General features: G+C 50.7%; 7 protein-coding genes. 6 read left to right on the top strand and 1 reads right to left on the bottom strand.

Annotated elements, in window-relative coordinates; genetic code table 11:
- The 5 genes from QUA80_RS20895 to tilS all read left to right on the top strand — a co-directional run.
- Positions 1 to 494: hypothetical protein (locus tag QUA80_RS20895; RefSeq protein ID WP_333427005.1), on the top strand; the 494-nt coding region annotated here is incomplete at its 5' end.
- Positions 460 to 1,842 (top strand): CHAT domain-containing protein, encoded by a 1,383-nt coding sequence (locus QUA80_RS20890; protein WP_333427004.1) that lies wholly within the window; start codon positions 460 to 462, stop codon positions 1,840 to 1,842. The genes QUA80_RS20895 and QUA80_RS20890, both read left to right, overlap by 35 nt.
- A 144-nt stretch (positions 1,843 to 1,986) precedes the next feature.
- Positions 1,987 to 3,057 carry a c-type cytochrome biogenesis protein CcsB gene (gene ccsB / locus QUA80_RS20885; RefSeq protein ID WP_333427003.1) on the top strand — a complete coding sequence of 357 codons (1,071 nt, stop codon included), beginning with the start codon at positions 1,987 to 1,989 and terminating at the stop codon, positions 3,055 to 3,057.
- Between the two features lie 181 nt (positions 3,058 to 3,238).
- A complete protein-coding gene (locus QUA80_RS20880) occupies positions 3,239 to 3,664 on the top strand; it encodes a KGK domain-containing protein (protein WP_333427002.1) in 426 nt (141 codons plus the stop codon).
- A gap of 140 nt (positions 3,665 to 3,804) precedes the next feature.
- Positions 3,805 to 4,944, top strand: a complete 1,140-nt coding sequence (gene tilS / locus QUA80_RS20875; protein ID WP_333427001.1) for a tRNA lysidine(34) synthetase TilS — start codon at positions 3,805 to 3,807, stop codon at positions 4,942 to 4,944.
- A 7-nt stretch (positions 4,945 to 4,951) separates the two neighbouring features.
- Here the strand turns inward: tilS and hmpF are convergent, their stop codons facing one another.
- Positions 4,952 to 6,700 carry a pilus motility taxis protein HmpF gene (gene hmpF / locus QUA80_RS20870; RefSeq protein ID WP_333427000.1) on the bottom strand — a complete coding sequence of 583 codons (1,749 nt, stop codon included), beginning with the start codon at positions 6,698 to 6,700 and terminating at the stop codon, positions 4,952 to 4,954.
- 1,082 nt (positions 6,701 to 7,782) lie between these two features.
- Here hmpF and QUA80_RS20865 point away from each other — a divergent pair.
- Positions 7,783 to 9,021 carry a response regulator gene (locus QUA80_RS20865; protein WP_333242196.1) on the top strand — a complete coding sequence of 413 codons (1,239 nt, stop codon included), beginning with the start codon at positions 7,783 to 7,785 and terminating at the stop codon, positions 9,019 to 9,021.
- Positions 9,022 to 9,161: the final 140 nt, after the last annotated feature.

Below are 9,161 nucleotides of genomic sequence, written 5' to 3'. Positions count from 1 at the left end.
CCCCCCCCACCCCCCCCCGCACCCGCCCCCCCTCCACCCCCCGCTACCGCTCCAGCACCCGCACCCGCACCAGCGCCCGCACCAGCACCAGCGCCCGCACCCGCACCAGCGCCCGCGCCCGCACCAGCGCCCGCACCCGCACCAGCGCCCGCACCAGCACCAGCGCCCGCACCCGCACCAGCGCCCGCACCAGCACCAGCGCCCGCACCCGCACCAGCGCCCGCACCCGCACCAGCGCCCGCACCAGCACCAGCGCCCGCACCCGCACCAGCACCAGTCTCAAATTTGCCCCCAGCACCGACAATTACTCAAAATCCAGCCCCAGTCTCAAATTTGCCCCCAGCACCGACAATTACTCAAAATCCAGCGGTTGCGCCTGCTGCTGCGCCAATAAATCTCGCACCGATAGCGACACCGGAACTCGCAGCCAACCAGCCACCCAGCACAAATCCTTTATTGGTGCTCAGCTTGCAACAGCAAAACCAGATATCTAATTCCTTGCAACAGCGCAATTCACTTCCCGCGTCTGGGAATACTGACGCTTCCAAGTTGCCAACCAACCTCGACGGCGTTATTTTTCCCGTAGAAGAGAGATTTACCTGGGAGTTTATCGATTACCTAAATTTGCCATCAACAAATACGATCGCCACCCTAGAAAATGCCCAAAACACCCTTCGCACCGTTCAACGAGCCACAGGCATCAAACCAGCTCTCATCTATATCAGCTTTGTACCCAAGGGTTCTAAAGTCGATCGGCCTTACAACAGTTCCCGCATCTTGCGCGTAGAACAGCAAATTCAAGCCTCTGACGAACTGGAACTGATAACGATCGCCCCAGAAGGCGTACCCGTTCGCCAGCGCATCCCTGGAACCTCTCGCGCCCAGGTAATGGAAGCTGTCCAAAGATTTCGCGATGAATTGACTAATCCGGTAAAGCGCAAAACTAAAAGTTATTTGCCCTTGGCTCAGCAACTCTACCAATGGATAGTAGCGCCGCTCGAAGCAGAGCTGCAAGCCCAAGGCATTGAGAACTTATCTTTTATCTCAGATATGGGGTTGCGATCGATACCGATGGGCGCGCTGCACGACGGCAAAGGCTTTCTGGTAGAGCGTTACAGTGTTGGCTCGATGCCGAGTCTGAGTTTGACAGATACCAGCCCCGCCAATTTCAAAAATACCCAAGTTCTGGCAATGGGGGCGTCGCATTTTTCAGATATGAGTCCTTTACCTGCGGTGGAAATAGAAGTATCGACAATCACCCCGCAGCAGTGGCCGGGCAAATCTTTCTTGAACGAAGCTTTCACCCTGGCCAATTTGAAATCGCAGCGCCAGCAGCAGCCTTTTGGGATGATTCACTTGGCTACCCACGCCGAATTTCGATCGGGAGACCCCAGCCAATCCTTTATTCAGTTGTGGGATACTAAACTGCGTTTGGATCGGTTGCGACAAATGGGATGGCACAGCCCGCAAGTGGAGATGTTAGTTTTGAGCGCTTGCAGGACTGCTGTGGGCGATCGAGATGCCGAGTTGGGCTTTGGCGGTTTAGCCGTGCAAGCAGGGGTTAAATCGGCTATGGCGACTCTCTGGTATGTCAGCGACGAGGGCAGTTTAGGATTGATGGCAGAGTTTTACCGGCAGTTAAAAACTGCTCCGATTAAAACAGAAGCACTGCGGCAAGCGCAATTAGCGATGTTGCGCCAAGATGTGCGAATCGAAGGGGGGATGCTGCACACTTCTGAGGGCAATCTGCCACTACCCCCGGAATTGGCAAACACGACGAATCAGAATTTCTCTCATCCTTACTATTGGTCTGCTTTTAGAATGATTGGCAATCCTTGGTGAGTCGCAAGCCCGCCGCCACCTCAACAACCGCCAATCACTCATAATTGCCACAAAAATTCAAAATCCCAAACCCAAAACTGCCCAACCCCAGTACGATCGATCTAGTTAGCAAAAATAAGTAAAAACATTACCGGAGTAATTTTTATGGATCTGGTCGTACTCCAGAACTGGCTGGACAACATCTCCTTTGCCGTTTTGTTCTCCACAATGCTCGTTTACTGGGTTGGTGCAGCATTCCCCGGCATTCCCTACCTGTGGCCCCTAGGCACCGCAGGAATGGCCGTCGCCAACCTCTCCATCGCCGCTTTACTCGGTTCTCGCTGGATAGAAGCAGGCTACTTCCCTCTCAGCAATCTCTACGAATCCCTATTTTTCCTAGTTTGGGGAATCACCGCCATCCACTTAGTCGCGGAAAACATGAGCCGTTCCCGCTTGGTCGGAGTAGCCACATCCCCCGTAGCAATGGCAATTTCCGCCTTTGCCGCCCTGACTCTGCCCGCAACCATGCAATCTGCAGAGCCCCTAGTACCCGCCCTCAAATCAAACTGGCTGATGATGCACGTTAGCGTCATGATGCTCAGTTACTCAACTTTAATGGTAGGAGCGCTACTGGCGATCGCTTTTTTAATCGTCACCCGCGGCCAAAAAATCGAACTCACCGGTAGTTCCTTTGGCACCAACAGCAACCGCAACGGCAACTACCGCCTCCAACGCCCTCAAAACCCCGAATCTCAAATTGCAGAAACCAGCCCCGACAGCGCATTAGCTTTCAGCGAACCCTCTTTCAACTCCAACAATAACGGTTTGGGTACCACCGCAGTGCTCGAATTAGCAACCGTTCAAACCGCATCAACCTCCCAAACTCAAACCGCAAAACTTCTCTCGCCCCAGCGCTTGAATCTAGCAGAAACTCTTGATAACATTAGCTATCGCATCATTGGTTTAGGATTCCCCTTACTGACAGTTGGCATTATTGCCGGTGCAGTTTGGGCTAACGAAGCTTGGGGATCTTACTGGAGTTGGGACCCGAAAGAAACTTGGGCGTTAATTACTTGGTTGGTATTTGCTGCCTACCTGCACGCCCGCATTACTCGCGGCTGGCAGGGAAGACGCCCTGCAATTTTAGCGGCTACAGGTTTTGTGGTAGTTTGGATTTGCTATCTAGGCGTTAATCTGTTAGGCAAAGGTTTACATTCCTACGGTTGGTTTTTCTAATTCCCGATCGACCAATCAGCCATAGAAGAGTATCAATCAAAGAACATGGATTAATATCATCTCCGGTTGTAGGGTGGGCTATGCTCACCTTACTGAACTAGCGAGATTGCAAAACTTTACTCTCTATTTTCTCTTCCTGCTTCTCTTTCTTTTTTCTTGCTTAATTAAAATGACAATTGATATGGACAATTCGCAAATATTTCTCAAAGAAGACGATGTGTTGTCAGCTCCTGGCAGCGCTTTGATGTATCAATGTACATTCAAAGTCAGCGAATTTATGACCATTATGCAGTCAAAATTGGTAGAAGACAATTTATTCTCAGAGGGTATGGATTGCGAGGTATTAAGTGCCGGGAAAGCCTGGACTAAAGGCAAACTTAGGATGCGTCTGGAGTTTTGCCCGACCGAATCTGAACTCAAAGAACAAAAAGCCCTTCCAGCGGCCATGGAAGCCTCTGACACCGACGAAAATTACGGTGAAAATACCTCCGAACAAACGGATACAAATGATGAACCAAATGTCAGCGATTCAACACAAATAAGTAATAATTTTCCTATTTCTAGGTATCCAGATAGCAACCCTCAAAGTTTAGGAATGTGGAGCTAAGCTGCTACTTAGGGGAGAGGGGAAGGGGAATAGTTGGGAGTTTAAATTTGAGAGTTTTGAGGTGAGGAGAATCTGGCTGCATCCTTCATACTAATGACTACTGACTAATGGTTTCCCGTTCTCAATCAAAAACTGCCCTTATGGCTGAATCTTCCAATTGGACGCACCTCCACGCTCAACTACACCGGACGCTGCTGCAACGACAAATATTGCCCTCAAATCAGCGATTGTTAGTAGCAGTATCCGGGGGACAAGATTCTGTGTGTTTGTTCAAATTACTGCTCGATTTGCAGCCAAAATGGCACTGGCATCTAGCAATTGCTCATTGCGATCACCGCTGGCGTTCTGACTCGGAAGCTAACGCAAATCATGTAGAAAATATAGCTAAAAGCTGGGGAATATCATACTATTTACAAACAGCTTCGGACATCTCCAAAACAGAAGCAGCCGCCAGACATTGGCGATATCAAGCTTTAACTGAAATTGCGATCGCCCACAACTATCCCTACATTGTTACAGGCCACACAGCCAGCGATCGCGCTGAAACTCTCCTCTACAACCTGATTCGCGGCAGCGGTGCCGACGGACTGTCTGCCCTCATCTGGACGCGGCCCCTCGCCGATTTTCGATTGCCGATTTTAGATTTTAGATTGCGGAATGCCGGCGAAAATCCCAAATCCCAAATATCTGCCAATTTTAGATTGGAAAATCAGGATAAAAATTCCCAATCGAAAATCCAAAATCTAAAATCTAAAATCTATCTCGTTCGTCCGTTGCTGGAAATAACCCGATCGCAAACAGGTGAATTTTGTCAAGAGCAAAAACTACCCATTTGGGAAGATGCTACAAATCAAGACTTCAAATATGCTCGCAACCGCATTCGATCGGAATTATTGCCTTATTTAGAAACTCATTTCAACCCAAAAGCCCAACAAGCGCTAGCTCAAACAGCCGAACTCCTCCGCGCCGACGTAGAATATCTCGAACTTGCAGCCAGCGACTTGTTACAGCGAGCAATGTCTCCAATGGAAGACAGCCCGCAGGTGAATTTTCAACTGCCCGTCAAGTTAAGTCGCTCTTGTTTGCGGGAAGCACCCCTTGCCTTGCAGCGACGGGCAATGCGGCAGTTACTCCAACAAATATTGCCCTCAGCACCCAGCTTTGACAGCGTAGAAAAACTAACCAGCTTAATCGCAGCCCCCAACCGATCGCAAACCGATCCATTTCCTGGAGGAGCGATCGCCCGAGTGGAAAACCCTTGGATCTTTATAAATATTTAATTTTAGGCTAAGGCAGATTCAACAAACCCGAAATAACTTGCCGCAACTGAGCTAGATCCAGATCTTGCTGTTCTCCTGTCTGCTGCACGCGATCGATCTCACCCCCCACCGCTTCCAGCTTTTGGCGCAGCCCCTTCAAATTATCCTGCACCGGCTGCAACATTTCTTGATAAACATTCACCCGGCCCCAGAGTTCTGCCACTGCGCCTTTCTGGTTAAACAAATTCTGCTCTAACTGCTTGAGTTCGTAGCGTTTCGCCTCATTTTCCCCATTTTTGCGGTTGACATTTGCTTCAATTTGAGATATTGCATCCCGCACCTGTTGAATTTCGTTTTCCAGTCTTTGCAATTCTTCGCCCTGCTGCTGGCGCACAGAATTGAGCTGTGCGACGAGAGGCCCCAAATCAATATCTGCTCGATCTTGTTTTGGAGCATTGGCAGTACCCAAGCGACGCCACAGCACCGCCTGATGCTGCTGCAAAACATCTTCCCGTTCCTGCAACCGGAGGCGCTGTCCCACCAAAGTTTCGTTCAACATCTGATAACTTTCGAGTTCATCTGCCATTTCATTTTCCAAAGCCATGCGATCGTACTCGCTAGCAGCTTGAATTTTCCCTTGCAGATCCTCGATTGTCTCCCGCTGCAGATTCAACTCCTCCTCTTGATCGTTAACAAACCGGAACACCTTTTCCAAATCCTGTTGCAGGTGTTGCACCAGCCCCTGCAACTCCTCAACCGGCATCTTTTCCAGGGCTGACACATCTACTTTTGGCTCAGTACCTGCTGCACCCGAAGCAGATGCGAGCCTGGAAAGTTGCTGGTAGAGCTCCTCAACAGCCCGCACCTGCAAAGACACCGACTGAGCCTGCTCCTGCTTAGCGCTGAGGGTACTTTGCTGACCCTTAAGATCCGCCCGAGCTTGTGCCAAAGCATCTTGAGATTTATACCACTCCTGCCAGAGGTTTTGGATGTTCTGATTTTGTCGGTCGACCTCTTCTTGCTGCTGCTGAGCGTTAGCGCGTTTTTGCTCCAACTGCTGCCAGTGAACGTCCAGAATTGCCTGCTGAGCCCCCACAACACCAAAAGACTGATTCAGTTGTTCCCGCACCCCTTGGACCGAAGCAATTGCCCCTCCCAGCTTGTTCATCAACTCCTGAATCCTCCTGGCTTGCTGCTCGTCAAGCACCGCGCCCTGTGGAACCTGAGACTGCTGCTGGCTCATCTGCTGCTGCTCGCTCCGCAACTGTTCCCAAGCCGTCTCAATTTCCGCGCGGCTGCGATCGACCTCTTCTCGCAGTCGGTGAGCTTCATCTCGAGTATTTTCAATTTCCGAGCGCTGAGCCTCCAGCCGCTCCAACTCCTCTTCCATTTGAGCCAATTGCTCTTCGCGGGCTTGCATTTCCATTTCCCGGCGATTGAGTTCCTGACTCGAAAACGTCAGAGAAGCCTTCCACTGTTCAATTTCCTCTTCCTTATCCTTAAACTTGTCCTGCAAGCGCGAGAAATTTTGCAGAATGCTCACCAACTGGCGGGCCGCCTCCTGAATGCGCTGCACTTGCTTGCTAGCGCTCAACTCCACCAGCACCAGCGTGCCGTCGTTAAACTTATTAGCTTCCTCAACAGGGATCACGTCATCGCCTGGTACGGCGCTCCAATTGTGTTCGCCCCGCTGACAAGCTAGCAGTTTCAGTTCAGCCTTACCGCCACCGAGACCAAAGCCGCTTCTCTGTTTTTGTACTTCCGCTAGATACAGCACACTAATAGTCCTCTCTTTGGTGTCGTTTGCCCGATCGGGGGATAGCATCCTTTCCCAACTTTAGCAGCACTCATGCACAGCACTGCCTCACGGGGGAGCGTTCAAAAAGCACTTTCGCTGCCCGCTTTCTAGACGAAGAAGAGAGCAGTATCAATGCCGCTTAATTAAAGACTAGCAAAACTGCGGGGACTGCCATAGCCTAAAGCCGAAAAAAGTTCGTCAGTTAAAAACTTTTTCTATTGATTGTACCAGGCTTTAGTTGCTCGTCGATCGCCATCTAGCCCCAAGATACTCCAAGCGCCATCGGCCATCGGCAGGCGGACTAGGGATTTGAACCGCGCTGCCTTAGAATAGGGGAATGACGCGAGCCTGTGACTGAGCCGCGGGCGAGCAAAAAGGTCGATCCGCAGTGAACGTATTCCTGACAATTGCTAACAAATGTTCGTGTTTGAGTGCAAGTAATTTTAGGGTTTAAGACACCACTCAACGTACAAGACCAACAGCGCGCGGCCACTGTCAAAACACGCCGACACTGCTTGTCACCCTTGGAATTGGGGGCTGTGACCAACCCTAAAAACCTCGTTGGCAACTCATCCAACCCAACATACTAGCCTCAAGTTCCCCTTCGGGATCGATCGGCCAGCGACTGTTGGTAGCACCGGTAAAACCAGAGAATCCTCAGTATTTTGAAGTTTCCATACGTTAAAGATGTGTTGTATAAACTGACGGCATACTCAGCCAAAAACTTCAAAACTCTTGCGCTCGAAGACTTGAACCTCTCGGGAATGCCAGCGTTGCAAACTCCCTAGACCATGCAATTGTGCGATGTGGGTGCTACGAGTTGAGGCGACAGTTTGAATACAAGGTGAAACTCTACACTTGGAGAAGGCCCCGAGTTTCGCGGTTTCAGCTTTTGGACTGGTAGCGCGGCAGACTCAAACCAGAGTATCGCCCTTTCGTCAATTCCCAATTGTGAAGCAAATCAAGCGTGAATTATTGACGGAAACTAAAGTAATGTCGCCCCAGCACACACTCTTTCCGAGCTCAGACGCCAACGGTTTTAAGGAGGACACTTTAGCTGCATGCAGGGAAATTTGAGTGAAATTGACATCCGCAGCATCCTGCAATTGATTGAGTTAGGTCAGCGAACCGGAGAACTGTTCGTAGAGGCCTACAGCTCCACCGGCAGCAGCACGGGTACTCCACCTACCCAGCGCTCCCTTGCAGGACAATCCTGGTATGTCTTCTGCTTCAACGGTCAGATTATTTACGCTACCCAGAGTGCGGGTAGTTTGTTTCGCTTGCGCGACTACCTGCGCCGCTACAAAGCAGACACCGCCCTCGACAAAATCCAAGTTCCCTATATGGCATCTACCAATGCCCCAGAATACGGCTACCTGTGGGCCTTGCTAGAAAACCACATCCTCACCCCAGCTCAAGGGCGCAACATCATCCAAAGCATGATCCACGAAACCCTCTTTGACTTGCTCAGTCTTCACCAGGGTTCCTTCACTTTTGAAATGGGCCCAGCTTTGGCTCCTCAACTGACCAGCTTAGAAATTAGCTCGCTGCTGGCCAAGATTGTCAAACAGGTGCAGCAGTGGAAGCAGTTTCACCCTCACATTCAGTCGCCCAACCAATGCCCGGTGATTTCAGACCCCTCCGAGCTGCGAGTAGCGCTGCCTGTCAATACCTTTAATACTCTCAGACGCTGGGCCGACGGCCACACTTCTATCCGCCAAATGGCACGCTACCTCAACCGAGACGTGCTGACTGTCGCTAAGGCGATTTACCCCTTCGTGCAGCAGGGATTGGTGCAAGTATTTTACGAGCCCTCTGTTGCCCCGGCCAACAACAAAAAAGAATGGTCGTCTTTAGAAACCAAGGTTCCCAGAGTTGTCTGTATTGACGACGACAATATTATTCGCAAAACAGTCGAGTCAATTTTAAACGAACACGGTTACGAAGCTACTGCGATCGGCAATCCCCTCGAAGCTTTGAGTTTGGTTTTTCAACTCAAACCCGATTTAATTCTGTGCGACATCGCTATGCCGGAACTCGACGGCTACGAAATTTGCGCCATGCTGCGCAATTCTACCGCTTTCCGGCAGACGCCGATCGTCATGCTGACGGGCATCGACGGATTTATCGACCGCGTTAAAGCCCGCATGGCCGGAGCTACAGACTTCTACACCAAACCTTTTGGTGAAAGCGAGTTATTGATGCTGGTAGAAAAATATGTGGGCCCGGGCTATCCTCGGACCAATCTATCGGAAAGATTCTTAGGCCGCTCGCTAGAAGACGAATTAGAAGAAAAATAAATTCCGCATCGGTGACAGGATAGGAACTATTTTGTACCAGCTCTCCCCAGGGCTGTCTCGACCGCCAGAGAGAAAGGTGATGGCTTGGGGCGATCGCACCATAAACTAGAATGTATAAATCCGCGCGCTGCCCATCGAGC

Origin of the sequence: Microcoleus sp. F4-D5 (genome assembly GCF_036704885.1) — a bacterium.
Taxonomy (GTDB): Bacteria; Cyanobacteriota; Cyanobacteriia; order Cyanobacteriales; family Microcoleaceae; genus Microcoleus.
This window is presented reverse-complemented; position numbering and strand designations above follow the sequence as displayed.